Below are 24,496 nucleotides of genomic sequence, written 5' to 3'. Positions count from 1 at the left end.
AGTTGGTCGCATTCATCAGCGCGAAATATATACCCACAGCGCAAAACTATGGGCGAACTGCGCAAACTTTTGGGGTGTGCGAAGTGTTATGCGCACACCTACAACAGGCTAGAAATCCAGGTTTTCGACGCTCAATGCGTTTTGCTGGATGAACTCACGGCGCGGTTCCACCACGTCACCCATCAATTTGGTGAACAGATCGTCAGCCTCGACCATATCATCCACTCGCACCTGCAACAGCGTGCGGGCATCTGGGTCCAGAGTGGTTTCCCACAGCTGATCAGGGTTCATTTCACCCAGCCCTTTATACCGCTGCAGTGACAGACCCTTTTCGCCTTCTTCCAGAATGGCCCGCAACAGATCCAGCGGGCCGTGAATGACCTGAGACCGATCGCGACGGACCAGTGTCGCAGGGGTGTTGTAAACCTCTTGTAGGCTCTGAGTGAAACTGCCTGTCTTGCGCGCTTCACCCGAACGGAGCATCGGGCCGTCCAGCGTGCGGACCTCTTCCACACCGCGCAGAATACGGGCCAGGCGGATACCGTGATCTTGCGTGATCCGCCCTTGCCAGCCGCGCTCGTATTCCAGCGCGATCAGATCGAGACGGGCAGCGACCTTGTCGGCCACGCCTTGCAAATCGGCATCGACCGCGCCGGGCACGAAGGCCCCTGCCACGGCGGCCTGTTCCAGAATGTGGCGCGGGTAGTGGGTTGGGAAGGCATCCAGCACGCGCTTCAGCTGCCGTGCCTCGTCGACCACACGGGTCAGATCCTGACCGATAATCTCTTCGCCCGAGCCGAGCTTCAGCACTGCGCCTTCAACACCCTGATTGATCAGGTAATCGTCCAACGCCGCCTGATCCTTCAGGTAAACTTCTGATTTGCCACGCGAAACTTTATAAAGCGGAGGCTGGGCAATATAGAGAAATCCACCTTCAATCAGCTCCGGCATCTGCCGATAGAAGAAAGTCAGCAGCAGCGTCCGGATATGTGCGCCATCCACGTCGGCGTCGGTCATGATGACGATCTTGTGGTAGCGCAGCTTTTCGATGTTGAACTCATCGCGGCCAATTCCGGTGCCCAGCGCCATCACGAGGTTACCGATTTCCTGGCTCGACAGCATCCGGTCAAACCGCGCCCGTTCGACGTTCAGGATCTTGCCGCGCAGGGGCAAAACAGCCTGTGTCAGCCGGTCCCGACCCGTCTGCGCCGACCCACCGGCTGAGTCTCCCTCGACCAGGAAGACTTCGGTCTTGGACGGGTCTTTTTCAGAGCAGTCCTTCAGCTTGCCGGCCAGATAGTTCACATCCATCGCGGTCTTGCGGCGGGTCAGTTCGCGCGCCTTGCGGGCAGCTTCACGGGCCAGAGCAGCCTCGATGATCTTGCCGACGATGGCCTTGGCCTCGTTCGGGTTTTCCTCGAACCACTCGGCCAGTTTTTCGTTCATCAGACCTTCGACCGCCGGACGTACCTCGGAGGACACCAGCTTGTCCTTGGTCTGGGACGAGAATTTCGGATCGGGTACCTTTACCGACAATACGCAGGTCAGCCCTTCGCGCGCATCGTCGCCGGTAAAACTGACCTTTTCCTTTTTCGCAATACCGCTGGATTGCGCGTAGTTGTTGATCGTCCGGGTCAGGGCGCCGCGAAAACCGGCCACGTGGGTACCACCATCGCGCTGTGGGATATTGTTGGTGAAGGGCAGCACCGTCTCATGATAGCTGTCATTCCACCACATCGCGATTTCCACGCCGATATCGTCGCGTTCACCCTTGATATAGATCGGCTCGGGCATCGCAGGGGTCTTGGACCGGTCGAGGTATTTGACGAATTCCTTGACGCCGCCTTCATAAAACAGTTCGGTTTCCAGCCGCTCAGCGGGGCGTTCATCAATGAGGATGATCCGGACACCCGAGTTCAGGAAGGCCAACTCGCGCAGGCGTTTTTCCAGCGTCTCAAACGAGAATTCGAGGTTCGAGAACGTGTCGGTCGAGGCCAGAAACCGTACCTCGGTCCCGGTGCGGTCACCGCATTCTCCGACGACTTTTAGATGTTCTGCCGTCTCACCGCCCTCAAAACGCGCGACGTGTTCCTTGCCAGCGCGCCAGATACGCAGTTCCAGCCAATTCGATAGCGCATTTACCACCGACACGCCCACGCCGTGCAGACCACCCGATACCTTGTAAGAGTTGCTGTCAAACTTACCGCCAGCATGCAGCTGGGTCATGATGACCTCGGCGGCCGAGACACCCTCTTCCGGGTGAATGTCCACCGGAATTCCGCGCCCATTATCACTGACCGAGACGCTGGAATCTGCGTGAATTTTCACAGTCACATGGTCGGCGTGACCGGCCAGCGCCTCGTCAATTCCGTTGTCCACGACCTCATACACCATATGGTGCAGACCCGAGCCATCATCCGTGTCCCCGATATACATACCAGGGCGTTTGCGAACTGCCTCTAAGCCTTTGAGAACTTTAATGGAATCAGCGCCGTATTCTTGTGGTGCCTGTGCGTCTTCGGACATGCCGTTAGTACCTATATTATTTTGGTAACTTATACGTTTTCTGGTGGGGAATGTCACGCGCTCCCCCAATATTTTGTGGTTCTGACGGGCTTTATTTGCCGATCAAAGCCGATCAAGGTCTGCTGCGATATCCTCGGCGATTTCCACAGCGTTCACATCGTCGCGTTCGGCTGACAATCGCAGGCCCAGAAGGTCGGATTGGTACCGCGCGGCAAGACGACCCGGGTTGTGATCCGGCCCAATCTCACCGGCCTCTTGCGCGCGACGAAACAGGTCTGCGAAACAGGTTTTCATCGCGACCATATAGGTGCACGCCTGACCGGCCAGATCATGATCTTTGGCCTGCAATTCGGCATAGGTCTTGGCCAACATGCAGGCTTTGGTCGGCAGGCTCGACGCCTCGACCACACGACGCGGCTGAGCCTTAAGCGCACCAAGCGGACCCAGTTCCTCTGCCATTGCCATCATATTTGCGACCCCGTCCTGCGCATACCGTTCCAACGCCAACCCATAGAGCGCATCTTTCGACCCGAACGCTGCGTAGAAGCTGCCCGGCTTCAGTTTCAGCTCATGCTCCAAATCTTTCAGTGACGTTCCGGCCCAGCCGTGACGCCAGAAGATATCACGGGCCTGCGCGATCAGTGCTTCGCGGTCATAAGAAGGTTTGCGGGGCATTGTCTTCACCAATTCTTGAACGTTCGCTCAAATATATACTTGAGCGATCACTCAAGAAACCCTAAATACAACTCATCACGCCAGAAACAGGAGTTCCGACATGGCCAATTTCCCGTCTCATGACCTCGAATCCGCCCCCGATGGTTCCAAACCGCTGCTCGAGAAATCTCAGGCCGCATTCGGCCGCCTGCCCGGCCTGCACAAGGTGATGGCCGAAAGCCCGCAGCATCTGGAAGGCTATCAGGTTCTGCACGGCCTGTTCATGCAGACCGATTTCGACAATGACGAGAAAACCGTCGTCTGGCAGACCATCAACGTTGAAAACGAGTGCCACTACTGTGTGCCCGCCCACACCGGCATCGCCAAAATGATGAAGGTCTCGGACGAGATCACCGAGGCCTTGCGCAATGAAACTCCGCTGCCGAGCGCCAAGCTCGAAGCGCTCCGCACCTTCACCCTGCAAGTGATGGAGACCCGCGGCAACCCGACCGAGGAACAGTTGCAGGCGTTCTTTGACGCCGGTTACTCGCACCGCGCAGTTCTGGACGTGGTGCTGGGTTTGGCGCAAAAAACCATGTCGAACTACATCAACCACATGGCAAAAACACCGGTGGATGAGGTCATGCGCGGCTTCTTGTGGGAACGCAAAGTCAGCGAACCAGCCTAAGCGGTCACGACCGAGCCCTCAGCGCCTTCGGTAACGATCAGCGTTTGGGCTCGCCCCCCCAATTCCGCAAAAAGCTCAGGCCCGGTGCCCGTCATCCAGGCCTGAGCCCCCAACGCGCAAATCTCATCATAAAGCGCGGCACGTCGCCCGGCGTCCAAATGCGCAGCCACCTCATCCAGCAACACGATCGGCGGCGCACCTACCATTCCGGCCAGTGCCCGTGCATTTGACAGGATCAGGGAAACAAGCAGCGCCTTCTGTTCTCCGGTCGAGCAATCCTTTGCCGGAACCCCTTTCGCGGCGAATACCCCATGTAAGTCCGACCGGTGCGGCCCGACCAGCGTGCGCCCCGCGGCCAGATCTCGGAAACGGTTTTGACTCAGCGCCTCGCGCAGCTCGTCTGCCGACTCAGGCATCGCACCTTCGGTCTGCACCAATTCCAGATCCGCCGAAGGAAAGGCCGTTTCCGCCTGCTCCTGCGCCGCGCGCAGGTGATCCAACGCCGCCAAACGCGCGGTATGAATGCGATGGCCGGTTTCGGCCATCTGCCCTTCAAGCGCCGCATACCAATGCGCATCCCGCACCTGCTCTTTTAGCAAGCGATTCCGTTCGCGCATGGATTTTTCATAGGTCAGAGACGCCTCGGCATGGGTGGGATCAAAGCTCAGCGCAATGCGGTCCAGAAACCGCCGCCGCCCTTCGGCTCCTTCGATCCACAGACGGTCCATCGAGGGGATCAGCCAGACCATTCGCGCCAGTTTGCCCAGATCAATCTGGCTCGCGGCTTTGCCGTCAATCCGAACCTGACGCGCTGCGCCGCCCTCGGACCACGTTTCGATCTCATAGTTCTGGCCCTGAACGTTCAGCAGCCCTGACAGTTTCCAGCCCAGCGCCTCTGGCCGCCGGGTCATCTCGGCCGCACTTGCCCGTCGCATCCCGCGACCAGGCGAGAACAGAGAGACCGCTTCCAGGATATTGGTCTTACCGGCCCCGTTCGGCCCATGAATCACCACTGGCCGCCCGTCCAAGGACAACCGCGCCAGCTTGTGCGATCGGAAATGTGAGACCGTAAGATCGGTCAGGGCCAAACTCATGACCCCTCCCTTTCGTTAAGGATCACCCCGAAGGGTCGATCAGACGCGCATCGGCATGACAACGTAAACCGCGCTTTGATCATTGCCTTCGCGCATCAGGGTCGGATCGCCTGCCGAGTTGAACAGGAACACCGCGTTCTCACGATCCACCTGGCTGGCGATCTCCAGCAGATATTTTGCGTTAAATCCAATCTCGAGCCGTTCGTCGCCATAGGCAACAGCCAGTTCTTCCTCAGCGGCCCCGCTATCAGGTGCATTGACCGACAAGACCAGCTTGTCAGCGTCTAGTTGAAGCTTCACCGCGCGCGAGCGCTCGGACGAAACGGTCGCAACCCGGTCAACGGCCTGCGCGAATTCGGCGGCGTCCACTTCCAACTGGCGCGTGTTGCCCTGCGGGATCACGCGCGTGTAGTCGGGGAAGGTGCCATCGATCACTTTCGAGGTCAGGGTGATATCGGGCGTCGCGAAACGCACCTTGGTTTCGCTGACGGAAACGGCAATATCCATCTCATCATCGTCCAGCAGCTTGCGCAGCTCGCCCACGGTCTTGCGCGGCACGATCACGCCAGGCATATCCGCCGCGCCATCCGGAAGATCGGCGTCGATACGGGCCAGACGGTGGCCATCAGTGGCTACGCAGCGCAGCACCTTGCCGCCTTCGGAACCATCGGCCACATGCATATAGACACCGTTCAGGTAATACCGTGTCTCCTCGGTCGAGATGGCAAATTTCGACTTGTCGAACAGCCGCCGCAGCAGCGCGGCCGAGGCAGAAAAGTTCGACTGATATTCCGAGGACGCCATCACCGGGAAATCCTCTTTCGGCAGCGTCGCCAGCGAGAAGTTCGACCGGCCCGCTTCAACCGTCAGACGCCCAGCGGCACTGTCAGCGGTCAGAGTCACCAGCGCTCCGTCCGGCAATTTGCGCACAATCTCATGCAACGTCGTTGCCGCCACGGTTGTAGCACCTGCCTTCTCAACTTGCGCCGGGGCCTTGTCGACCACTTCGATATCCAGATCGGTGGCACGGAACATGGCCTGATCGCCTTCAGCCTCGATCAACACGTTGGCAAGTATGGGGATGGTGTTGCGACGTTCGACAACAGATTGGGCCTGGGAAACGGCCTTGAGAAGGGTGCCGCGTTCGATGCTGATCTTCATACCCTCAGTTCCTCTGACTTGCGTACCGACATGGGCGGGACTGGCACGTTAGCGGTTCCACCCTGAGGTACAAGGATTTTTTACGGTTTTCTGGGTCGGAACGGCCAAAGCGTCAAGGGGCCCGTGGCCGTGCGGGCACAGTTGACGCGCAACCGTGGGCTACAGCGCACAAAAAAGCCCCGGGCACGAAGGTCCGGGGCGTTTCCTGAGGGGCTTGAGGTAAGTCTCAGGCTTCCAGCGCGCGGCGCAGCATTTCCACGTCTTCGGCAATCTGGCCGTCGGTGGTTTTCAACTCTTCGATGCGTTTGACACCATGCATGACAGTGGTGTGGTCACGCCCGCCAAAGCGACGGCCGATCTCGGGCAGCGAGCGGCTGGTCAATTGCTTGCACAGATACATCGCCACCTGACGCGGGCGGGCATAAGACCGCAGGCGTTTGGGGCCAATGATGTCTGACAGGCGAATATTGTAATAGTCCGACACTTTACGCTGAATCTCTTCGACGGTGATCTTGCGCTCGGACGCACGCAGCACGTCGGCCAGACAATCCTGTGTCAGCTCCATGTCGATCTCACGCCCCACCAGCGAGGCAAATGCGAACAGACGCGTCAGCGCACCTTCCAGCACGCGCACGTTGGTCGAGATGCGTTGAGCAAGAAACTCCAGTACGCCGTCGGCAATTGTCAGGTCGGGATAGGTGCTGCTGTAATGCTGCACCTTGTTTTGCAGGATGCCCAGACGCAGCTCGTAATCGGTCGGGTGCAGGTCCACAACCAAACCGCATTGCAGGCGCGACTTCACGCGCTCTTCCAGATCCTTGATCTCGCCCGGGGCTCGGTCCGCCGAGATAATGATCTGCTTGTTCTGGTCCACCAGCGCGTTGAAGGTGTGAAAGAACTCTTCCTGGGTCGAGTCTTTGCCGGCGATGAACTGCACGTCATCGACCATCAGAACGTCGACCGAGCGGAACAGGTGTTTGAAGTCCATCATCCGGCGTTCGCGCAGGGCTCGCACAAAGCGATACATGAACTGCTCTGCCGACAGATACAGCACGTTCAACTCGGGCCGCTTGGTCTTCAGCTCCCATGCGATGGCATGCATCAGGTGGGTTTTACCCAGTCCGACACCGCCATACAGAACCAGCGGATTGAATGTGACGGGACCACCTTCCGAGACACGGCGCGCCGCAGCGTGGGCCAGTTCGTTGGGCTTGCCGACCACAAAGCTGTCAAATGTGAAACGGGCGTCCAATGGCGCAGCCTGCAGCGATTCCAATGCGTCATTTGTCGACTCGGCCTGCTGCGACAGAGATTGGGGTTGCGGTGTGTCCTGAGCGGTCGCGGATGCGGCTTTCGGTTCGTTGGACGGTCGCACCGGCGAATTAGCGGCGACGCGAAAGGCCAGCCGTTGCACCGATTCCCCGGCGGTGTTCATCTCATACAGAATGAGATCCGCAAAATTCTGGCTCACATAGTTGCCCATGAAATTGGTCGGTACCGAGAACACCGCCACGCCATCCTGTAGCTCTTGGAATTCAAGAGGTTCGATCCAGGTGGTGTAGTTGTTCTTGCCGACCGCCTTGAGCAATTTGTTACGCAGTTGTCCCCATTTCTCTTGTGTCATCAAGCGCCTCACGCATCCCATTCTTTATTGGCCTGCCGGCCTTATTACCCAGTTCCGGTTACCCGGTTATTTTGCTTTCACTCGCAATAGGGTACCCACACGCCGAACCACGCAGGTCTGGCGAGGCCGTCCCCAGAAAGTCAGCACAGCCTGACATGTGGACACCCAGATACAGGGCGCCCCGTGTGCCGGGTTGCGCATCGCAAACAATATTTTAGACAGGGCTTGGATCTTCGGTCACCCAAAGACCTTTAGCAGATCAACAAACGGGCATTGTCCGTTTGCCAACATTCGTTTCACGACCCTCCTGACGCCCGTCAGTTTGGTCAATGAAACAGCCTGTCCCCCCAAGCGAGTGAATCGCTGACTTAGTGGTAGCAAGAGGCCAAGGCGTACGGCAACGAAACTCTGATGTTGACTCGGGTCTTTCGCCGAAAGAATCTCTCGACTTCGTGAAGACGCGGCTTTCCGGCAACAGCACAAAAAAAGCGCCACGAATTGTGGCGCTTTTGAGAACAATTCAACCGTGAAATGTTGACCCAAGGTCAACCCACGAGTTTAGCCCAGCGCTTTGACCCGGGCCGACAGACGCGACATTTTGCGCGAGGCGGTGTTCTTGTGGAAGACGCCTTTGGTGACGCCGCGCATCAGTTCGGGCTGAGCCGCACGCAGAGCTGCGGTTGCTGCCTCCTTGTCACCGGACGCGATCGCTTCTTCGACTTTGCGCAGGTAGGTGCGGATGCGCGAGCGACGTGCTTTGTTGATTGCGAAGCGCTTGTCGTTCTGACGCGCGCGTTTTTTAGCCTGGGGCGAATTTGCCATGTGTTTCTGACCTTCGTTCGGTACGGTTATATTCGGTTACGCGTCACGGATTATCCGCACCGGATCAGAATCACGGGTGTGAGTCGGGCCAAGCGGGCCGCACGCGCATGTATAGCGGCGCTTGTTACCCAAGATTGCAGGCATTGCCAAGCCGATTCTTTTGTTGTGCATAGCGGGCATGAAAAAGGCGGGCCTAGCCCGCCTGTTCCGATCCCCCGCGTGCGTCTTACTTATCGCGGAACTGGGCGGCGCGTTTTTCCTGAAACGCGGCCATGCCTTCTTTCTGGTCTTCGGTTGCGAACATGGAATGAAAGACGCGGCGTTCGAACAACAGGCCCTCGCTTAGCGTGACTTCATAGCTGCGGTTGACGGCTTCTTTGGCGGCCATTGTGCTCAGCTGGGATTTCTCGGCGATCTTATGGGCTGCCCCAATCGCTTCTTCCACAAGCTTCTTGGCCGGAACCACTCGGCTGACCAGCCCGGCACGTTCGGCTTCTTCGGCATCCATGAAACGGCCGGTCAGGTTCATGTCCATCGCTTTGGACTTGCCGACAAAGCGGGTCAGGCGCTGCGTGCCCCCCAACCCGGCAATGACGCCCAGATTGATTTCAGGCTGGCCGAACTTGGCGGTGTCAGCGGCAATGATGAAGTCGCACAGCATCGCCAGCTCGCACCCGCCGCCCAGCGCGTAACCGGAAACGGCGGCAATGATCGGCTTGCGGATCGCACAGATTCGATCATTGAAATCACCGAACAGATTGGACGCGTAGACGTCGACAAAACTCATCGTGGACATCTCTTTGATATCCGCGCCAGCCGCAAAGGCTTTGTCCGAGCCGGTGATGATGATGCAACGCACCTTGTCGTTCTGGTCCGCATCTTCAAGCGCCGAGCAAAGCTCCTGCGTGAGCTGTGAGTTCAGCGCATTCATTGCATCAGGTCTGTCGAGCTTGATAAGTGCGACGTGGTCTTCGATTTCGACGATGATCGTCTCAAAAGCCATGAGGTGTAAGCTTCCGGTTGTTCCGTTCAGATACGATTCCTTATCACGCGAGGAAGCTGGATCAAGTTATCTTTGGCATTGCGCGCAATAGAAGGATGAGCGACCGGACTGGGTGATTCTTTTGACGACCGCGTCGCAGCCTTCGGTGCGGCAGGGCTCGCCCTCGCGGCCATAAACGTCAAAGCTGTGCTGAAAATATCCAAGTTCTCCATCGGCTTGGCGGAAATCGCGCAGGGATGAACCGCCCGCCTCGACGGCATCCTGCAGCACCTGTCGGATGATCGGAACCAGAGCCGCGACCCGTGCCGCAGAAATCTGCCCGGCTTTGCGACGTGGCGACACACCCGCGCGATAAAGCGCCTCGCAGACGTAGATATTGCCCAATCCGGCAACGATTCCCTGATCCAGCAGCGCCGATTTAACCGGGGACTTCTTGCCCCTGAATGCGTCGATCAGATGCTGCTCGTGAAAATCATTGCCCAGCGGCTCGGGGCCCAGAACCGACAAAAGCTTATGCTGCTCGGCGGTCGCCGTCGGCAGCAGGTCCATCGCGCCGAACCGACGCGGATCGTTGAAAGTCACCCGCGCGCCATTGGCCATGTGGAAAATCACGTGGTCATGTTTCTCGGGCATCGGATGTTCACGCACAAACTGTCCAAGAGGATCGCCCGACACCGTCATGCGCCCGGACATGCCCAGATGGATCAGCAAGGTCTCACCACTACTGAGATCGGCCAGGATGTATTTCGAGCGTCGCCGCAGCCGATCCACCTGCTGCCCGGTCAGCCGTTCGGCCATGCGGTCGGGGAAGGGCCAGCGCAAATCGGGACGGTTTACATCCGCCCGTTCGATCACCACACCCTCCATCGCAGGCGTCAGCCCGCGGCGGACCGTTTCGACTTCGGGAAGTTCCGGCATGTGCTCTCCTGATTTGCCGCAAGCGCATCCTCAAACGCCCGCACCATTTCATCATGTCCGGTTACATATTTCAGAATCCGCGCCGTCTTCCCATCTGAAAAACGCAGCACATAGGTTCCGCGGTGGCGAAGGCTGATTTTGGTCAGCTTTGTCAGGTCAAAATGCCGCCGCTGAAACAGCGGAGCCATCATGACCAGTTCACCCCCGTCAATCGTGATGACATTGGCAAGATGAAAGATCAGCGTGTAGATCACCAAAGCCAACAGGGTAAGCTTGACCGCCACAATCGCTTCGGGGTTCTGCAGCGGGATGGCCTCTTCGAATTCTCCCAGATCGGGCCGCACAAAACCCACATAGAAATAGATGGTTAGAACCAGGATCGTCACCACTATCGCGCCGGGAGCCGTGCGAAAGGTTTTGCGCGTCAGAGTCTGTTGCGCCGGTCTGTCGCTGCCCGCGCGCAGCATAGCCTCGTGAACAACGTCATTTGGATAGTGCCGGGCCAGTGCATCCACCTTGCCTCCCAGCCCTTCGGCACGGTACACCCGCAGGATCGTGCAAAAGACAGCCCTGATCCGCCAGCCAAAAAACAAAATCACTAAAACTATGGACAGCAAAGCTGCGAGAATGCTTGCCAACAGGACATCTCCGAGGTCTGGAACACCTGATCCCGTCATAGGCCGGGACTAAGGAAAATCTGTGACGCGCCCTTCAATTCGTCGCCCCTGCTACCTTTTCGCGCGATTGTCTTCCCGGCGCGGGGGCCTATAAGGATGAGCAACACAGGCAAAGGCGTCCTTTCAATGTCCGACAATAGCGACAAGACCACACATTTCGGGTTCGAAACCGTACGCGAGGCTGACAAGGCCGGGCGTGTGCAGGGCGTGTTTAATTCGGTCGCCTCGAAATACGACGTGATGAACGACGTCATGTCGATGGGCATCCACCGGGTCTGGAAAGACGCGATGATGGACTGGTTGGCGCCGCGCCCCGGTCAACGTCTGCTGGACGTGGCGGGCGGCACCGGCGATATTTCGTTCCGGTTCCTCAAGCGCGCGGGCTATGGCCATGCCACCGTTCTGGACCTGACCGAGCCGATGCTGGTCGAAGGCCGCCAACGCGCCGAGGCCGACCAGATGGCCGACAGTCTGAACTGGGTGGTGGGTGATGCGATGGCCCTGCCATTCGAGGACAACACGTTTGACGTTTACACCATCTCGTTCGGCATCCGAAACGTGACCCGCCCGCAAGAGGCGCTAAACGAGGCGTTCCGCGTGCTGAAGCCCGGTGGCCGCCTGATGGTTCTGGAATTCAGCCAACTGCCGAATGACGGACTGCAAAAACTCTATGACCTCTACAGTTTCAACGTCATCCCCCGGATGGGCAAGCTGATTGCCAACGATTACGACAGCTATCAGTATTTGGTGGAATCGATCCGCAAGTTCCCGGATCAGGAGACGTTTCTGAACATGGTCCGCGCTGCCGGGTTCGAGAACGCCAAATACCGCAATCTCAGCATGGGTATCGCCGCGCTGCATTCCGGCTGGAAGATCTGACTCATGCGTGGCCCTCACAACATCATCCGCCTGATCCGCACAGGCGCAACACTCGAACGCACAGGCGCCATGAACGTGGTGTTGGACGCTTTTGAGGCACCGCGCGCCCTGCGTTTCGTGGCCCATGCCTTGGGCAAGCCTTTTCAGTGGCTTGGCTACAAAGGCGACCCCAATATGCCGCCCGCCACACGGGCGCTAACGGCGCTGGGCCCGGCCTATATCAAGTTCGGGCAGATCCTCTCGACCCGCCCCGACGTGGTGGGTAATGAACTGGCGGCCCAGTTGCGCGTGCTGCAGGACAAACTGCCGCCCTTTTCCCGTGCCGAGGCCATGGCCGAAGTGACCAAGGAACTGGGGCAGCCGGTAGATGAGGTGTTCTCAGAATTCAGCGAACCCATCGCCGCAGCCTCTATTGCGCAAGTTCACAAGGCCAAGCTGAGCAGCACCGGCGAGGACGTCGCGGTTAAAGTACTCCGCCCCGGCATCGAACGCGCGTTCCGCAAGGACGTGGATGCATTCTATTTCGCCGCCCGTATCGTCCAGTTGTTCGCCCCCGGCGCGCGCCGCCTGCGCCCGATGGACGTGATCGAGCATTTCGATGGTGTCGTGCGCGGTGAGTTGGACCTGCGTCTGGAAAGCGCCGCCGCCTCGGAATACGCCGCCAACACCAAGGATGACGCCGGGTTCTGGCTGCCCCCCGTGGTGTGGTCCCTATCCGCCCGCCGGGTGATGACGCTCAGTTGGGCTGACGGTATTCCGCTGGGCGAAAACGAAGCCCTCGACGCCGCCGGACACAACCGCCGCGATCTGGCGGAACGGGTTCTGCGCCTGTTCCTGCTGCACGCGCTGCGCGACGGCTATTTTCACGCTGACATGCACCAGGGCAACCTCAAGGTCGCGGCAAATGGTGATATCATTGCCTATGACTACGGCATCATGGGCCATATCGACGAATACACCCGTCGGGTCTATGCCGAGATTCTCTTTGGCTTCATCCGCCGCGACTATAAACGCGTGGCCGAAGTGCATTTCGAGGCCGGGTATGTCCCCGCCAATCAGGATGTCGATGAATTCGCCCGGGCCCTGCGCGCGGTGGGTGAACCGATCTTCGGCATGGACGCCACCCATATCTCGATGGGACGCCTGCTGAACTACCTGTTCGAGGTCACAGAACGGTTCGGCATGGAAACCCGGACCGAACTGATCCTGCTGCAACGCACGATGGTGGTGGTCGAGGGCGTCGCACGATCACTCGATCCACATACGAACATCTGGGAGGTCGCCCGCCCTGTGGTAGAGGATTACATCAAGCAATCCATTGGCCCGCGTGCGGCCCTGCGCGATTTCAGCAAAACTGCGTGGGTTCTGGCGCGTTTCGGCCCGCGCCTGCCGGGTTTGGTCGAAAACGCCCTCATCGCCCAGACGCAGAAGGACGAGCCAGAGAAATCACCTCTGTGGTCCGCCGCCCTGCCCGCCGGTATCGGGGTAGCAGCAGGTGCCGCGCTTGTTCTCTTGCTCAATGCGCTCAGTTAGCACCAACTCGCCCGCTTCACCTGGCCAGAAATACTCGCGAGGGGAATCGCACCCCTCGCGATGGAGGGCAGACAGCCTCCCGGCACGACCCCGTGTTCAGAGTCGCTCGATGGCGATTGCAATCCCTTGCCCGCCACCGATGCACATGGTCACCAGTCCTTTGGTCCCGCCTGTGCGCTCCAGTTCATACAGCGCCTTCAGCGTGATGATCGCCCCGGTTGCCCCAACCGGGTGCCCCAGAGCAATCGCCCCGCCATTCGGATTCACCTTCGACGCATCCAGCCCAAGCTCCTGATTCACCGCCAGAGCCTGCGCCGCAAACGCCTCATTGCTTTCGATCACATCGAAATCGTCTACCGACAGACCGGTCTTGTCCATCAGGTTCCGCACCGCCGGAACGGGCCCAATCCCCATCACCTCGGGGCGGACTCCGGCATGCGCATAACCCAGAATGCGCGCCTTGGGTTTCAAGCCGGCCTTCTCGGCCGCTTCTGCCGTGGCCAGAACCATCGCCGCCGCGCCATCATTGATGCCCGAGGCATTGCCCGCCGTCACGCGACCCTCTTTCTTGAACACTGGCCGCAACCCGGCCAAAGCCTCGGCCGTGGTGGCCTTGGGGTGTTCGTCAACCTTGAAGTCCACCATGTCCCGCTTGACCTTAACTTGTACGGGCGCGATCTGGCTGTCGAAATATCCCGCCTCGATCGCCGCCGCCGCGCGGGTCTGGCTGGTCATCGCAAAATTGTCCATTTGCTCGCGGCTGATTTGATGCTCATCGGCGACATTCTCGGCAGTCACGCCCATATGACCGGTGCCGAAAGGGCAGTTCAGCGCCCCCAGCATCATGTCCAGCGAGGACACATCGCCCATCTTCGCCCCCCACCGCGCCTGCGGCACGATATATGGGCTGCGCGACATGCTCTCGGCCCCGCCCGCCACGGCAAACTCGGCATCACCCAGCATCAGGGACTGCACAGCAGAGACAATCGCCTGCGCGCCCGATCCACACAACCGGTTCACATTCATCGCTGGCGTCCCGTTCGGTATCCCCGCCTGCATTGCAGCAACACGCGACAGGTACATGTCGCGTGGCTCGGTATTGATCACATGACCGAATACAACATGCCCAATTTGGGCACCTTCCACACCCGACCGCTCCAGCGCGGCTTCGGTGGCGACGGTTGCAAGATCGATGGGCGCGGTCGAGGCCAGCGCGCCGCCAAAGGTTCCAATTGCGGTGCGGGCACCGTCCAGCAATACGATATCGGTCATGTCAGTCTCCTCCGGGATTCGGTGCCAGTATGCACCTGCAGCATACACATGTCCTATGGGACGTCCCGTCACGGTTGGAATTGACATCTACCCCTTCAAGGCGCAAGAAATTCCGTCATGACGGACAATACTGACGATATCCTGACACTCCTGCCCGCCCGCCTGAAAGAGGCGCGCCGGGCCAAGGGCCTGTCGCTTGAAGCCGTGGCCAATCTCAGCGGCGTATCCCGCTCGATGGTCAGCCAGATCGAACGGGGGGAAAGCAGCCCAACCATCTCGACCCTGTGGAACCTGACCCGCGCCCTGCAGGTCGATTTCGCGGGCTTACTGGAGGAAGCCAACACCGCCGACCAGATCGAGGTCCTGCGCAAAGCCGAAGTGCCCAGCATCGACAATATGGGTCAGAATTGCCGTATCCGCATCCTCTCGCCGCCCGAAGAGGCGGGCGGACATGAGGTCTATGATATCGAGTTCGACACGGGTGGCGCTTTGACAAGCCAGCCCCATGCCCGCGGCTCAAGGGAGCAACTGACGGTGTTGGAAGGCGCGGTCCGTGTGTCCTCGGGCACCGCGTCCCGTGATCTGCAACAGGGCGACACGGCCCGTTACGCGGCGGATGTGGCGCATTCGATTGTCGCCGGCGGCCCGGCCCGCGTGTTCCTGATTGTTAAGAACGCCTGATGTCAGCTCTTCCGTTTTTGTGGATTTTTTTCTTTTATATTGTAATTCCCCCATTTGGGAATTACATCCGTTATGTTAGATATGCGACTCACATAAACGGAGACCGCCATGGCAGATGCATTCCTGTCCCATATCACGGACACCCTCGCGCAGATCGAATCCGAAGGCCTGCACAAACGCGAACGAATGATCACCTCGCCTCAGGGCGGTGAGATAACGGTGGGCGACAAGCAGGTGATCAATCTGTGCGCCAACAACTATCTGGGTCTGGCCGATCACCCCGCCCTGATCGACGCCGCCAAGGGCGCGATGGAACGCAAGGGGTTCGGTATGGCCTCGGTCCGGTTCATCTGCGGCACACAGGATATTCACCGCGAGCTGGAGCAGAAGCTGGCCAAGTTCCTGAACAAGGACGATGCGATCCTGTTCGCCGCCTGTTTCGATGCCAATGGCGGGCTGTTTGAGCCTTTGTTAGGGCCGGAAGACGCCATCATCTCGGACAGCCTGAACCACGCTTCGATCATTGATGGCGTGCGGCTGTGCAAGGCCAAGCGCTACCGTTACATGAACAACGACATGAATGACCTCGAAGCCTGGCTGAAACAGGCGCGCGAAGACGGGGCGCGGCATATCATGATCGCCACCGACGGTGTGTTCTCGATGGATGGTTATCTGGCCAATCTGCCGAAGATTCGCGAACTGGCCGACAAGTACGACGCCATCGTCATGGTCGACGACTGCCACGCGACCGGCTTTATGGGGCCGAACGGTGCAGGCACGCCGGATCATTTCGGCGTCGACATGGACATTCTGACGGGAACTTTGGGCAAGGCACTTGGGGGGGCAATCGGCGGTTACATCGCCGGGCCGCAGCCGGTGATTGATCTGCTGCGGCAGCGGGCGCGGCCCTATCTGTTCTCGAACTCGCTGCCACCCTCCATCGTCGCTGCCGGTCTGGAAGCGATCCGTCTGGTCGAAGAGGGCGACATGCTGCGCGCGCAACTGTTCGGCAACGCCAAATACTGGCGCGCGGGGCTTGAGAAGCTGGGCTTTGACCTTTTGCCGGGGGAACACCCGATCATACCGGTGATGCTGGGTGAAGCGAAACTGGCGCAAAAGATGGCCTCACGGTTGTTTGACGAGGGCGTCTATGTCTCGGGCTTCTTCTTCCCTGTCGTCCCGCGCGGACAGGCACGGATCAGAACGCAGATGAATGCGGCTCTGACCAAGGATGAACTGGACCGCGCGCTGGCGGCCTTTGGCAAGGTCGGCAAAGAACTCGGTGTCATCGAATGATCCTGCCGTCGGTTATCGACACCATTGGCAACACACCTTTGGTTGAGCTGTCGCGCCTGTGCGCGAACTTGAACCTGAACGGGCGTATTGTAGCCAAACTGGATTACCTGCTGCCGGGGTTTTCAAAAAAGGACCGGGCAGCCCGATCCATCATCGAACTGGCGCGCGCCGACGGCACATTGTCACCGGGGCAGACGGTCGTTGAACTGACATCGGGCAATATGGGCACCGGTCTGGCAATTGTCTGCGGCATTCTGGGCCATCCCTTCGTCGCGGTCGTGAGCGCTGGAAACTCGGTCGAGCGCGCGCGCATGATGCGGGCTCTGGGCGCTGAAGTCGTGATCGTCCCGCAAGCCGAAGGCAGCAAACCCGGTGAAGTGTCCGGGGCTGATCTGGCATTGGTGGATGAGGCCGCACAGCGCATCACCGCGGAACGCAATGCGTTTCGCGCCGACCAATTCGGTCATTCAGGCAACCCCAAAGCCCATGCTACCGGCACGGGGCCGGAAATCTGGGACCAGTCTGGCGGGTCCGTGACGGCATTCTGCGACTTTGCAGGATCCGGCGGTACTCTGGCCGGGGCCGCGGAATACCTGACCCCGTTGGGTGTGCGCTGCTATGCGGTCGAGCCCGAAGGCGCGCGGGCAATCGCCGGAGAAGCCATCAGCAACCCGGACCACCCAATTCAGGGCGGCGGCTATGCCATGGGAGATCTGATCCACCTGAACGGAACGACCCTGGCCGGACATCTGTCGGTTTCAGGCGACGCGGCTCGGGACGGGGCGCGGTTGCTGGCCCGGACCGAAGGCATTTTTGCGGGATTTTCGGCAGGAGCCAACCTCGCTGCGGCCGTCGACCTGTTGCGCGGTCCGGAAAAAGGCGGCTGCGTTGCGATTGTGATGTGTGACAGCGGTCTCAAATACCTGTCCACCGAATTGTGGGAGTAAACTCATGCGATCGAACACTATGAAAGCACTTGAGAAATCCAAGCCCGAAGAGGGCCTTTGGATGATACAGGCCCCGGTCCCCGAAATCGGCCCGGAAGAGGTTCTGATCCGCGTCAACAAGACCGGTATCTGCGGCACCGACATCCATATCTGGAACTGGGATGAGTGGGCCGCCGCGACGGTGCCGATTCCGATGATCACCGGGCACGAATTCGCCGGAGAGATCGTCGAACTCGGGCGCAACGTGACCGGGCTTGAAATCGGTCAGCGCTGTTCCGGCGAAGGCCACCTGATCACCACCGACAGCCGCCAGAGCCGCGCGGGCAAGTTCCATCTGGACCCCGGCACACGCGGGATCGGGGTGAACGAACAAGGGGCATTTGCCCAATACCTGAAATTGCCTGCCTTCAACGTCGTGCCTCTGCCGGATGATGTCCCGGATGAGATCGGCGCAATCCTCGACCCTCTGGGCAACGCCGTGCACACAGCGCTAAGTTTCGATCTGCTGGGCGAGGATGTTCTGATCACAGGCGCAGGCCCCATCGGCATCATGGCGGCGGCCGTCGCGCGCCATGCAGGCGCACGGCATGTGGTGATCACCGATATCAACCCGGATCGCCTGAAACTGGCCGAACACGTGGTGCCGACCGTCCGCACTGTCGATGTGTCCAAGGAACACCTGCAGGACATCATAACCGAACTGGGCATGAAGGAAGGCTTCGATGTGGGCCTCGAAATGTCCGGTTCCCAAATCGCGCTGGACCAGATGGTCGAGGCGCTGGTGATGGGCGGAAAGATCGCCCTGCTGGGGATTCCGCCCGGAAAATCTCCGGTCGATTGGTCGCGCATCGTGTTCAAGGCAATCACCATCAAGGGCGTCTATGGGCGCGAGATGTTCGAGACCTGGTACAAGATGATCGCCATGTTGCAGAACGGTCTGGACGTCAGCCGGGTCATCACGCACCAAATGAAAATCGACGATTTCGCCGAAGGCTTTGCCGCGATGAAATCTGGCCGGTCGGGCAAGGTGGTGCTGGACTGGACCTGACGCTCTGGCGCTGAGCGGGTTCTGCCCCTACACATGGGGGGCCGCAGGCATTTCGGAGGAGCAAATGGGCGACAAGGATGACCGGTATCTTGAGCGCGGGATCGAGGATTCTCTGGTCACCGATTTCGCGCAGACCCATCGCAAGAGCTATGGCGATTTCCTGCAGCTCAAGACCCTGCTGAACCTGCAAAAAACCTTTCAGGACCCCGCCCAACCCGATGAGATGCTGTTCATCATCATCCATCAGGTCAGTGAGCTGTGGTTGAAACTGATGCATCACCAGTTGGTCGAGGTGCGCCGTTTTCTACAAAAGGACGAGTTCGGCCCGGCGATGAAGAACCTCGACCGGGTCAAGGCGATCCAGCGACAGCTGATCGCAGCCTGGGAAACGCTGCTGACTATGACCCCTGCCGATTACCTGACCTTCCGGCTGGCGCTGGGGAATTCGTCAGGATTTCAAAGCTATGGTTACCGCCAGATCGAGTTCATTCTGGGCAACAAGGATGCCTCGACCCTGAAAGTGCATGAACATGACCCCGAGGTCATGGCGTTGCTGAATGACGCGCTGAGCAAACCGTCACTCTATGATGAGGTGCTGTTTATGCTGGCGCGCCAAGGGTTTGATGTTCCGCAGGACCTTCTTGATCGCGACTATGCGCTGCCCTATTCCGGCAACCCGCGTGTGGTGAAAATCTGGGTGCAGGTGTTCCGTGACACGGATCGTTATTGGGACCTCTATGCACTGGCCGAGAAACTGATGGACGTGGAATCCCTGTTTCAGCGCTGGCGGTTCGATCACGTCACTGCGGTTGAACGGGTGATCGGCAACCAGCCCGGCACCGGTGGGTCCAGCGGTGTGGCCTTTCTGCGCAAGGCCTTGGATTTGCGCTTTTTCCATGATCTCTACGACATGCGGACCGAACTGATGTATACCGAGCAGGAGTAAACGATGCTGTACCGGGGTTTCACTCAGGACGAACTGGATCAGGAATACTCGCCCCGGTCGATGATCGGCGGTGACCTGACCCCCTATGTCGACAGCTACGCCGCGCTCAGCGCACAGCACCGGGCGCGCATGAAGGTGAAAGAGAACCTGGCTTTTGGCGAAAGCCCGGCGCAGGTGCTGGACTTCTTTCCTGCCAAAGGAGCAGGCGCACCGCTACATGTGTTTATCCATGGGGGTTATTGGCAGGCGCTCAGCCAGCGCGAGTCGGCCATGATGGCCCCGGCGCTGGTCGATGCCGAGCAATCATTTGCCACCCTCAATTACACGCTCGCCCCGGACGCGCGTATCGGGGACATGATCGAGGAATGCCGCAATGCGCTGCTCTGGCTGGCGGTGAACGCGTTCAGTCTGGGCTTCGATCCATCCCGCGTCACCTTATCCGGCCACAGTGCCGGCGCGCATCTGGTCAGCATGGTCATGGCGGGTTCGGCCGATGCGCTGGCCCGTGCCGGGATGCGCGTGCGCGATGTGATCCTGATCAGCGGTATTTACGATCTGGAGCCGATCAGCCTGACCCCCGTCAATGATCCGCTGCAACTGACCCCGGTCGAAGTGAACGACCTGTCACCCATTCGCCATCTGCCCAGACCCGGCCCACGCTACCACGTGACCGTGGCCGAACGGGACACGCCCGAGTTCATTCGCCAAAGCCGCGACTATGCCGAACTGCTACGCAAGGGCGGGCATTCGGTCAGTTTCGATCTTAAAATGGGCATGCAGCATTTCGACATCATAATGCACCCCGAGACGTTTTTGGCCACGTGGCGATAGTAAAGAGTATTGAGCGTTAGACAGATCTGGCCTTTGCCTCAAAAAGCCAACACAACCAATACAAACCCTACTTTTTTAACCGAGCCTCGAATGTCCGGTTCGAGCCCGTTACGAACATTGCTTTTTGGCTAGGTGCAGTGCTCGAATTGACCAAAAATACGCGGCGGTTACACTACTGGCGATTTTTGGATTCAACATCAGAAGAAATGCGGGGAATAAGTTTCATGGGTATTCACAGATTAAATCCTGCGGGAGATCAGCTTGAACCTTCTGATCTTGTACCGAAAGAGGCGTTTACAACAAGCGACACGACGGAACTTATCCACTACGCCCATCTGGATGAAAATTCGGGAATTTCGTCAGGGGTTTGGAAATGCGCCCCGTGTCGAGAAGAAATTGATGCTTATCCGGTGAACGAGCTAATGACGGTTATTTCTGGGTCTGTAACAATCACCGATGATAAAGGCACACCGCACACGTTTTCTGCCGGGGATACGTTTTTTGTCTCCAAGGGAGCAAAATGTATCTGGGAGATTACAGATACGTTGCACAAATATTTCATGATAGCCGAGTAATCCAAACAGCCAACGGCATCTCAGTCCGCACAGCCGACGTTAACCCAGACTCACCTCTTATACAGGACAGAATTGAAAGACGCGCGGCACTGGCTGGAATCGGGAAATCTCGCACAAACGATCGAAGTCTCGCGACCTTCCAAAAAAAAACAGCGGCCCAAATGGGCCGCTGTTTTCTATTTCTAAACCATGCCGGATCAGTCCAGTGTGCGGGTGACTTCTTCGCGCTCGAAGATTTCGATCACGTCGCCTGCGCGGATATCGTCGTAGTTCTCGAACGCCATACCGCATTCCTGACCCGACTGAACCTCGGCCACTTCATCCTTGAAGCGTTTCAGCGTCTTCAGCGTGCCTTCGTGGATCACCACGTTGTCGCGCAGCAGGCGGACGCCCGCGGAGCGGCGGGCAACACCTTCGGTGACCAGACAGCCGGCAACCTTGCCCACACCAGTGACCTTGAACACTTCGCGAATCTCGGCGTAACCGATGAACTTCTCGCGGATCTCAGCGCTCAGCAGGCCCGAAGCGGCCGCTTTCACGTCGTCGACGAGGTCATAGATCACCGAGTAATAGCGGATCTCAACACCCTTCTGGTTCGCCGTGTTCCGTGCCGAAGCATTCGCTCGTACGTTGAAGCCAAAGATCGGGGCACCCGAAGCTTCGGCCAGGCCGACATCGGTTTCAGTGATTGCGCCAACGCCCGAATGCAACACGCGCACGCGCACTTCCTCGTTTCCGATTTTTTCCATCGCCTGAACGATGGCTTCGGCAGAACCCTGCACGTCCGCTTTCATCAGAATCGGCAGTTCGGTGACGTTTTCGTCTTCCTTGGCCTTCTGCATCAACTGCTCAAGGGTGGTCGCGGCACCGGCGGCGGCGCGTTTGTCCTTGGCGGCCTGTTCGCGATATTCAGCGATCTCGCGGGCTTGCGCTTCGGTCTCGGTCACGTTCAGAACGTCACCGGCCTCGGGCGTGCCGTTCAGACCCAGAACCTCGACCGGAACCGAGGGGCCTGCTTCCTTGACGCGATCCCCCTTGTCGTTGATCAGCGCGCGGACTTTACCGTATTGCTCACCCACAACGAAGATATCACCCTGACGCAACGTGCCGTTCTGAACCAGAACAGTGGCCACAGGTCCGCGGCCCACATCCAGCTGTGCCTCGATGACGGCACCCTGAGCTGCGCGGTTCGGGTTGGCTTTCAGTTCAAGAATCTCGGCCTGCAGCGCGATAGCTTCCAGCAACTCGTCCAGGCCCTGACCGGTGATGGCGGACACTTCGACGTCCTGAACCTCACCGGACATTTTCTCGACGATCACTTCGTGCTGCAGCAGATCGGTGCGAACCTTGTCCGGGTTTGCGTCCGGCTTGTCGACCTTGTTGATCGCCACGATCATCGGCACTTCGGCCGCTTTGGCGTGGTTGATCGCCTCGATCGTCTGCGGCATCACTGCGTCGTCGGCGGCAACCACCAGAACCACGATATCCGTGACCTGGGCCCCGCGCGAGCGCATCGAGGTAAAGGCCGCGTGGCCCGGCGTGTCCAGGAAGGTCAGCGTCGTACCGCCATCGGTTTTCACCTGATAGGCACCGATGTGCTGAGTGATACCACCTGCTTCACCGGCCACAACACGTGCGTCACGAATCGCATCCAGAAGCGAGGTCTTACCGTGGTCAACGTGACCCATAATGGTGATGACCGGCGGACGGGGCTGCAGGTCTTCGTCGCTGTCTTCGACCTCTTTGATGACGTCTTCAACATCCGAATCAGAGACGCGGGTGACCTTGTGGCCAAACTCTTCGATGATCAGTTCGGCGGTGTCTGCGTCGATGGTCTGGTTCTGGGTAACCATCATGCCCATGTTCATAAGAGATTTGACAACGTCAGCCACACGCTCGGCCATACGGTTCGCCAGTTCCGAGACCACGATCGCCTCGGGCAACTGAACGTCGCGGATAACCTTTTCCCGCTCGACCGGGCCGCCCATGGCTTTTTGACGCGCACGCTCTTGCTTGCGCTTCATCGACGCCATCGAGCGTTGGCGGTTGCCTTCGCCACCGGTGGCCTGACCCAATGTCAGCTTGCCCGAACGGCGGTTGTCATCGCGTCCTTTGCCACGGCCGCGCTGTTCCCGTTCACGATCCTGTTTGCGCGGGGTCGCCGCGGGTGCCGGCTTGCTGGCCGGTGCACGGGCGGCTTTGGGTTCTTCGGGGGCCGGAGCGGCAGCAGCGCGTTTGGCAGCTTCTTCTGCCTCTTTGCGCTTGCGCTCTTCATCTTCGGCCTTTTGACGTGCGCGCTCTTCAGCCTCACGCTGTTCGCGTTCCTTGGCTTCCTGCTCGGCCCGGCGACGGGCGCGTTCTTCCTCACGCGCCTTTTCCGCTGCCTCACGGGCGGCGGCCTCTTCGACCTCGCGGGCCTTGGCGGCCTGCAGTGCCTTCATCCGGCGTGCCATTTCCGCATCGGAAATCCCGGCAGGGCGGCGCGACGGATCACCCGAGGGCGTTGCTCCGCCACCCGGTTTGCCGGCGCCCGGCTTGGGAACCACCACGCGTTTGCGTTTGGTTTCCACCACGACATTCTTGGTACGTCCGTGGCTGAAACTCTGTTTCACATTTCCGGGGCGTGCCCCGCCACGAAGACCCAATGTCTTTTTGCCGTCATTATCGCTCATAAAGCTTCTTACCCTTCCGCGCGGCCCCTGCCGCCGTCATCCGTTTCGCGCAAGCCACGCAGGCGCTGCGCTTCCTCTACAACACGTTTGGCGAGTCCACCAGAGGCCAAGGCCGCATGAATCACCGTTTGGCGCCCAAATGCCTGTCCTAACTCGTCCGCAGTGAGCCACCCGATGTATTTGCCGAAGTGCGGCGTGCTGAGTTTCGACTTGCCGCGCCCCGATCCATCTGTGGCCTGAATCAGCACCTGGGCCTCTTCCCGGTCCAGCCACGTCTTGACCTTTTCGTACCCGGCGACCGCGTCACCGGACTTGCGCGCAAGGCTCAACAATTCGATCACCCGGCGCGTAACCTGTTTCTCGACTTCGCTCACCAGGTCCTTTGACACGTTCACCTGCGCCTTGAACCCACGGGCAAACAGTTTCTTGCCCACCGCCTTGTCCAGCGCAGCGCGGTCCGCCGCGACATAGACCCCGCGCCCCGGCAGTTTCGCCGCGACATCCGGGTAAACCTGTCCGTCCGGCCCCGTCACAAAGCGGATCAACCCGTATTTTGGCTGAACCTCGCCCGTGGCGATGCACTTGCGCTCAGGTCCGTCAGACCGATCCTTATGAACGCCACCGCGACTCATGTGCGCACCCCGAGGCC

At 59.2% G+C, this 24,496-nt stretch carries 22 protein-coding genes; 10 read left to right on the top strand and 12 right to left on the bottom strand.

Annotated elements, in window-relative coordinates; genetic code table 11:
* Positions 1-108: 108 nt before the first annotated feature.
* Together gyrB and ACR0IK_RS14385 are read right to left on the bottom strand one after the other, a co-directional pair.
* Positions 109-2,526 carry a DNA topoisomerase (ATP-hydrolyzing) subunit B gene (gyrB, locus tag ACR0IK_RS14390; protein ID WP_480641960.1) on the bottom strand — a complete coding sequence of 806 codons (2,418 nt, stop codon included), beginning with the start codon at positions 2,524-2,526 and terminating at the stop codon, positions 109-111.
* A gap of 102 nt (positions 2,527-2,628) precedes the next feature.
* Positions 2,629-3,201, bottom strand: a complete 573-nt coding sequence (locus ACR0IK_RS14385; RefSeq protein ID WP_480641959.1) for a TetR/AcrR family transcriptional regulator — start codon at positions 3,199-3,201, stop codon at positions 2,629-2,631.
* Positions 3,202-3,301: 100 nt separating this feature from the next.
* Here ACR0IK_RS14385 and ACR0IK_RS14380 point away from each other — a divergent pair, with 100 nt between their 5' ends.
* Positions 3,302-3,868, top strand: coding sequence for a carboxymuconolactone decarboxylase family protein (locus tag ACR0IK_RS14380; protein ID WP_480641958.1), 567 nt, complete (start codon positions 3,302-3,304; stop codon positions 3,866-3,868).
* Here ACR0IK_RS14380 and recF read toward each other — a convergent pair.
* From recF to ACR0IK_RS14345, 7 genes are all read right to left on the bottom strand, one after another.
* Positions 3,865-4,962, bottom strand: coding sequence for a DNA replication/repair protein RecF (gene recF / locus ACR0IK_RS14375; RefSeq protein ID WP_480641957.1), 1,098 nt, complete (start codon positions 4,960-4,962; stop codon positions 3,865-3,867). The genes ACR0IK_RS14380 and recF overlap by 4 nt on opposite strands.
* Positions 4,963-5,001: 39 nt before the next feature.
* Positions 5,002-6,123 (bottom strand): DNA polymerase III subunit beta, encoded by a 1,122-nt coding sequence (gene dnaN, locus ACR0IK_RS14370; RefSeq protein ID WP_480594474.1) that lies wholly within the window; start codon positions 6,121-6,123, stop codon positions 5,002-5,004.
* Between the two features lie 226 nt (positions 6,124-6,349).
* Positions 6,350-7,747: a chromosomal replication initiator protein DnaA gene (gene dnaA / locus ACR0IK_RS14365; RefSeq protein ID WP_480641956.1), complete on the bottom strand. Its 1,398-nt coding sequence runs from the start codon at positions 7,745-7,747 to the stop codon at positions 6,350-6,352.
* Between the two features lie 558 nt (positions 7,748-8,305).
* Complete coding sequence (gene rpsT / locus ACR0IK_RS14360; RefSeq protein ID WP_480641955.1) at positions 8,306-8,569, bottom strand: 30S ribosomal protein S20; 264 nt, start codon at positions 8,567-8,569, stop codon at positions 8,306-8,308.
* 226 nt (positions 8,570-8,795) lie between these two features.
* Entirely contained in the window at positions 8,796-9,572 is a 777-nt protein-coding gene (locus ACR0IK_RS14355) for an enoyl-CoA hydratase (RefSeq protein WP_480594472.1), read from the bottom strand.
* Positions 9,573-9,638: 66 nt separating this feature from the next.
* Complete coding sequence (gene mutM / locus ACR0IK_RS14350; protein ID WP_480641954.1) at positions 9,639-10,490, bottom strand: bifunctional DNA-formamidopyrimidine glycosylase/DNA-(apurinic or apyrimidinic site) lyase; 852 nt, start codon at positions 10,488-10,490, stop codon at positions 9,639-9,641.
* A complete protein-coding gene (locus ACR0IK_RS14345) occupies positions 10,448-11,128 on the bottom strand; it encodes a hypothetical protein (protein WP_480641953.1) in 681 nt (226 codons plus the stop codon). The genes mutM and ACR0IK_RS14345 overlap by 43 nt, the downstream gene beginning before the upstream one ends.
* Positions 11,129-11,293: 165 nt before the next feature.
* On the opposite strand from ACR0IK_RS14345, the gene ubiE reads away from it, so the two are divergent.
* Positions 11,294-12,046, top strand: a complete 753-nt coding sequence (gene ubiE / locus ACR0IK_RS14340; RefSeq protein WP_480594469.1) for a bifunctional demethylmenaquinone methyltransferase/2-methoxy-6-polyprenyl-1,4-benzoquinol methylase UbiE — start codon at positions 11,294-11,296, stop codon at positions 12,044-12,046.
* 3 nt (positions 12,047-12,049) lie between these two features.
* Positions 12,050-13,579, top strand: coding sequence for a 2-polyprenylphenol 6-hydroxylase (gene ubiB, locus ACR0IK_RS14335; RefSeq protein WP_480641952.1), 1,530 nt, complete (start codon positions 12,050-12,052; stop codon positions 13,577-13,579).
* 96 nt (positions 13,580-13,675) lie between these two features.
* On the opposite strand, the gene ACR0IK_RS14330 is transcribed toward ubiB, so the two are convergent.
* Entirely contained in the window at positions 13,676-14,851 is a 1,176-nt protein-coding gene (locus ACR0IK_RS14330) for an acetyl-CoA C-acyltransferase family protein (RefSeq protein WP_480641951.1), read from the bottom strand.
* A gap of 117 nt (positions 14,852-14,968) precedes the next feature.
* Here ACR0IK_RS14330 and ACR0IK_RS14325 point away from each other — a divergent pair, with 117 nt between their 5' ends.
* From ACR0IK_RS14325 to ACR0IK_RS14295, 7 genes are all read left to right on the top strand, one after another.
* Positions 14,969-15,532, top strand: a complete 564-nt coding sequence (locus ACR0IK_RS14325; protein ID WP_480641950.1) for a helix-turn-helix domain-containing protein — start codon at positions 14,969-14,971, stop codon at positions 15,530-15,532.
* A 108-nt stretch (positions 15,533-15,640) separates the two neighbouring features.
* On the top strand, positions 15,641-16,828 hold the full coding sequence (locus tag ACR0IK_RS14320) for a glycine C-acetyltransferase (protein ID WP_480641949.1): 1,188 nt from the start codon (positions 15,641-15,643) through the stop codon (positions 16,826-16,828).
* Entirely contained in the window at positions 16,825-17,775 is a 951-nt protein-coding gene (locus ACR0IK_RS14315) for a PLP-dependent cysteine synthase family protein (protein WP_480641948.1), read from the top strand. Before ACR0IK_RS14320 ends, ACR0IK_RS14315 begins: the two co-directional genes overlap by 4 nt.
* Positions 17,776-17,794: 19 nt before the next feature.
* A complete protein-coding gene (tdh, locus tag ACR0IK_RS14310) occupies positions 17,795-18,823 on the top strand; it encodes an L-threonine 3-dehydrogenase (protein ID WP_480642044.1) in 1,029 nt (342 codons plus the stop codon).
* A 64-nt stretch (positions 18,824-18,887) separates the two neighbouring features.
* Positions 18,888-19,769: a tryptophan 2,3-dioxygenase gene (locus tag ACR0IK_RS14305; protein WP_480641947.1), complete on the top strand. Its 882-nt coding sequence runs from the start codon at positions 18,888-18,890 to the stop codon at positions 19,767-19,769.
* A gap of 3 nt (positions 19,770-19,772) precedes the next feature.
* The gene (locus ACR0IK_RS14300) at positions 19,773-20,600 is read left to right on the top strand and encodes an alpha/beta hydrolase (protein WP_480641946.1); all 828 of its coding nucleotides are present in this window, start codon (positions 19,773-19,775) and stop codon (positions 20,598-20,600) included.
* Positions 20,601-20,824: 224 nt separating this feature from the next.
* On the top strand, positions 20,825-21,175 hold the full coding sequence (locus ACR0IK_RS14295; RefSeq protein ID WP_480641945.1) for a cupin domain-containing protein: 351 nt from the start codon (positions 20,825-20,827) through the stop codon (positions 21,173-21,175).
* A gap of 197 nt (positions 21,176-21,372) precedes the next feature.
* On the opposite strand, the gene infB is transcribed toward ACR0IK_RS14295, so the two are convergent.
* On the bottom strand, positions 21,373-23,847 hold the full coding sequence (gene infB, locus ACR0IK_RS14290; protein WP_480641944.1) for a translation initiation factor IF-2: 2,475 nt from the start codon (positions 23,845-23,847) through the stop codon (positions 21,373-21,375).
* Between the two features lie 8 nt (positions 23,848-23,855).
* On the bottom strand, positions 23,856-24,479 hold the full coding sequence (locus tag ACR0IK_RS14285; RefSeq protein ID WP_480641943.1) for an RNA-binding protein: 624 nt from the start codon (positions 24,477-24,479) through the stop codon (positions 23,856-23,858).
* Positions 24,480-24,496 lie beyond the last annotated feature (17 nt).

This window comes from Ruegeria sp. BF7, assembly GCF_056538605.1.
Note: the sequence above shows the minus strand (reverse complement) of the source record. Positions and strands in the feature narration are given on the sequence as shown.

Excerpts from the sequence above, each read along its gene's own strand:
- gyrB (WP_480641960.1), bottom strand. The coding sequence starts at position 2,526 with ATGTCCGAAGACGCACAGGCACCACAAGAATACGGCGCTGATTCCATT.
- ACR0IK_RS14385 (WP_480641959.1), bottom strand. The coding sequence starts at position 3,201 with ATGCCCCGCAAACCTTCTTATGACCGCGAAGCACTGATCGCGCAGGCC.
- ACR0IK_RS14380 (WP_480641958.1), top strand. The coding sequence starts at position 3,302 with ATGGCCAATTTCCCGTCTCATGACCTCGAATCCGCCCCCGATGGTTCC.
- recF (WP_480641957.1), bottom strand. The coding sequence starts at position 4,962 with ATGAGTTTGGCCCTGACCGATCTTACGGTCTCACATTTCCGATCGCAC.
- dnaN (WP_480594474.1), bottom strand. The coding sequence starts at position 6,123 with ATGAAGATCAGCATCGAACGCGGCACCCTTCTCAAGGCCGTTTCCCAG.
- dnaA (WP_480641956.1), bottom strand. The coding sequence starts at position 7,747 with ATGACACAAGAGAAATGGGGACAACTGCGTAACAAATTGCTCAAGGCG.
- rpsT (WP_480641955.1), bottom strand. The coding sequence starts at position 8,569 with ATGGCAAATTCGCCCCAGGCTAAAAAACGCGCGCGTCAGAACGACAAG.
- ACR0IK_RS14355 (WP_480594472.1), bottom strand. The coding sequence starts at position 9,572 with ATGGCTTTTGAGACGATCATCGTCGAAATCGAAGACCACGTCGCACTT.
- mutM (WP_480641954.1), bottom strand. The coding sequence starts at position 10,490 with ATGCCGGAACTTCCCGAAGTCGAAACGGTCCGCCGCGGGCTGACGCCT.
- ubiE (WP_480594469.1), top strand. The coding sequence starts at position 11,294 with ATGTCCGACAATAGCGACAAGACCACACATTTCGGGTTCGAAACCGTA.
- ubiB (WP_480641952.1), top strand. The coding sequence starts at position 12,050 with ATGCGTGGCCCTCACAACATCATCCGCCTGATCCGCACAGGCGCAACA.
- ACR0IK_RS14330 (WP_480641951.1), bottom strand. The coding sequence starts at position 14,851 with ATGACCGATATCGTATTGCTGGACGGTGCCCGCACCGCAATTGGAACC.
- ACR0IK_RS14325 (WP_480641950.1), top strand. The coding sequence starts at position 14,969 with ATGACGGACAATACTGACGATATCCTGACACTCCTGCCCGCCCGCCTG.
- ACR0IK_RS14320 (WP_480641949.1), top strand. The coding sequence starts at position 15,641 with ATGGCAGATGCATTCCTGTCCCATATCACGGACACCCTCGCGCAGATC.
- ACR0IK_RS14315 (WP_480641948.1), top strand. The coding sequence starts at position 16,825 with ATGATCCTGCCGTCGGTTATCGACACCATTGGCAACACACCTTTGGTT.
- tdh (WP_480642044.1), top strand. The coding sequence starts at position 17,795 with ATGAAAGCACTTGAGAAATCCAAGCCCGAAGAGGGCCTTTGGATGATA.
- ACR0IK_RS14305 (WP_480641947.1), top strand. The coding sequence starts at position 18,888 with ATGGGCGACAAGGATGACCGGTATCTTGAGCGCGGGATCGAGGATTCT.
- ACR0IK_RS14300 (WP_480641946.1), top strand. The coding sequence starts at position 19,773 with ATGCTGTACCGGGGTTTCACTCAGGACGAACTGGATCAGGAATACTCG.
- ACR0IK_RS14295 (WP_480641945.1), top strand. The coding sequence starts at position 20,825 with ATGGGTATTCACAGATTAAATCCTGCGGGAGATCAGCTTGAACCTTCT.
- infB (WP_480641944.1), bottom strand. The coding sequence starts at position 23,847 with ATGAGCGATAATGACGGCAAAAAGACATTGGGTCTTCGTGGCGGGGCA.
- ACR0IK_RS14285 (WP_480641943.1), bottom strand. The coding sequence starts at position 24,479 with ATGAGTCGCGGTGGCGTTCATAAGGATCGGTCTGACGGACCTGAGCGC.